This window comes from bacterium (assembly GCA_013360215.1).
Classification (GTDB): Bacteria; CLD3; CLD3; order SB21; family SB21; genus JABWCP01.
The window spans coordinates 1-3,020 of record JABWCP010000056.1; the positions used below are offsets into that span (position 1 = coordinate 1).

Annotated in this window: 2 protein-coding genes; both read right to left on the reverse strand. The window is 44.6% G+C overall.

Features of this window, described 5'->3' with window-relative positions:
- A partial coding sequence (locus tag HUU58_16095) for a hypothetical protein (protein ID NUN47194.1) occupies nucleotides 1-2,668 on the reverse strand: 2,668 nt, incomplete at its 3' end.
- 15 nt (nucleotides 2,669-2,683) lie between these two features.
- A partial coding sequence (locus tag HUU58_16100; protein ID NUN47195.1) for a hypothetical protein occupies nucleotides 2,684-3,020 on the reverse strand: 337 nt, incomplete at its 5' end.

The window sequence follows — 3,020 nt, forward strand, 5'->3', positions numbered from 1 at the left end:
AGATCAGATACACATTCTGCTTCACCAGTACCGGCAGCGTGATGGCTTCATCCATCCCGGTACTTTCAAACTTTACGGTAATATTTTTTCGACCCAGTAGATCATGCGCAAAATTCTGCATTCGCAAATTCAAATCCGTGACCCGGTCATTGCGCGCATCTATAGACCACACGATATCACTCATACTGGATATCACATTCCGGCTGAGATCTCCGATCGCTTTCAACATCGGTTTAGTTTCTTTAGGATCATCCGTTTCCTGCACCAATTCAGAGTACATTGCAATTTTGGACAGATTGGATCCTATATCATCATGCAAATCACTTGCGATTTTAACGCGCAGACGCTCCACGGCTAAAAGTCTATGGACCCGATACAAATACACGCGCCACAGAATAAATGCTATAACTGAAAGCACTATGACACGAAACCACCACGTCCGATACCACGGAGGGAGAATCCGAAAATGATAGGATGCTTCTTCACCGATGACACCATATATATTTTTGGCTCGAACCCGAAACGTGTATTCACCTTCATTCAGGTTAGTATAGATCGCACGGCTTTCTTCGCTCCAGTCCGTCCATTCGTCGGTAAACCCTTCCATTTTCCATGAAAAGCGCAGCGCTGAAATATCATGATAATGTGATGCCGAAAAGTATAACGTGAGACTATTGAACGCATAGGATATTTCGAATGATTCGGGAAATATTGCCGCACCGGAAATCGAGCCGGACCGGAGCAACGAATCATTGTTGAGAATAATACGACGGATTAAAACAGGGAACCTCAATGCATAGTCGCGTGTAACTCTATGATCCCATCGTGCCACCCCCTCCGTACCGGCAAACCACGTAACTGAATCCTGCGGATCAATATAAATCGGATCGCCCGGAATAGAGATTGTAGAGTCAAGTTGCCAACGATCGGCGGCCAACGGTATTAGTTTGTAAAAGCGATATCCTTTGACAATCCAAAACTCCTTATTGCGTAATAAGATATGATTAATGTCCACACCGCCGCGCACAGAAGTGAACATCGCATCCAGATTACTGCGAATGACTTTCGATTCTGCATCTATTGTCAAACGATAAACTTCTTCGCCGTTCAAGATGTAGGTTTGATTATCTAAAACCGATAAGTTGGAATAAGCATTCAATCCTTTCATCGTATGCGCCGCCATAATATGCAGGATCGCATTTTTATCGACTCTGACATAGACTACACCTTGATTACGCAAACTCATCCAATAATAGCATGCTCCGTCTTGGTCCGATCGATCAAGAACGATTGCCGTAACCTCATCATCAAAAGTGTGAATAGGCTTCATGGAAAAAGAAAACACGTCCACCGCATATAAAATATTACGATGAGCTGCCAAAATAGTATTATGTCTACTTGGTAATTTGGCTATAGCGCGGGGACCGATCTCCAAAGTTTGAAAAAGTACTTTACGATTGGTATCTAATATCGCAAAATCGCCGCCGTAGATGATTAACCGTGTAAACATCGTATCCATTCCATAGACAGAAAAATCGGTTCCTTTGATTTTTCGGAATGTTAGTAATTCCGGCAGAATTTCGTCTGAAACACTCTCCCATAAACCTTGCGTTGTGCCGGCAACAATTTTTCCGCCAAAACGCATAACGCCCGTAACAGCGCCATCAATTCCTTTTTCGTTACGGATAAACGTGATCGGACTATAAAAATCAGATACCGATAAACCGTTATTATGACCAAACCAAACGCTGCCGTCGGCCGCGTGAAAAGCAAACTTTGTGTCCGACAGACCACGCGCATCGCGATTATCGGCGTGCATGCGAATGCGGCCTGTACTATCCATGACGAATATTCCTTGCAACGTACTTGTAACGATAATTTCTCCGTTTTTCATACGTACGGCATTGGATATTTTTAAATTTTCCAACGGCATGTTCGTTTTCAATTTTTTGATAAGGCCCGTCGAATCATTGTATGTATAAATGCCGTCATTGGCGGTAATCACCCAATACGCATGCCGCTCGAAATCAACCATCGCTACGAGTATAATACTTTTGAAAAAATCGCCTCCGGGCACAGCAACAAATGCCGTTCGAGCGGTATCCCAACGCATTAAACCTTCGTCTCTGTCTTTGATCCACAGCGAACGTGTGGCCGGCAACATGTAGTGAAATGTACGTTTGGGCCGAATCCAATGCGCCTTGCCTTGTGCATAGCGAATCACACCATCCAAAGCTCCAAAAAAAACTTCGTTGTTAAATACAACCGTACGCCATACATGCCTAATCTTCTTCGCCGAATCGCCCCATGCCTTCGATAATGAATGATACTGCATCGAACCGGAAGCATCGGGTTTTAAAAACCCCCATTCACTTAAACTGCCGACCCACACGGTACCCGAATCATCTGTAGCTATAGAAAACACGCTTCTTTGCCCATCAAGAGTGATCTTTCGCCACGTCTGTCCATCAAACTGCAATACGCCGGCATCATGCCCCCCGCTGGCAAAATACATGACACCTTCGCGATCCTGCGCCGCCGACCAAATCTGAGTACCTCCATTGTACTCTTTGGGAGAGTAAAAATGAAATTTGGGAACGCCGATACGATCTTGTGCAACGATCAGCACGTTACAGAGGAATAAAATTGAACCAATCTGACGTATCATAATTTTGACTTTGATTTATTTTATCAACGGAATTTGTGCTGAAACCCTGACGCCTTGGCCGGATTTGACGTCAAACTTGCCGCCTAAAGATTCGGCACGCATTCTCATGTTCTTCATTCCGTTTCCGCCCATCGTAACACCGCCTGTGAAACCTCCGCCATTATCCTCCACCTCCAGATGTATCTGCTTATCTTTGAGTGTCAGCCGGATCACCACCGCCGTTGCATCGGCGTACTTATATATGTTATTCACGGCTTCTTTAAAGATCAGATACACATTCTGCTTCACCAGTACCGGCAGCGTGATGGCTTCATCCATCCCGGTACTTTCAAACTTTACGGTAATATTTTTT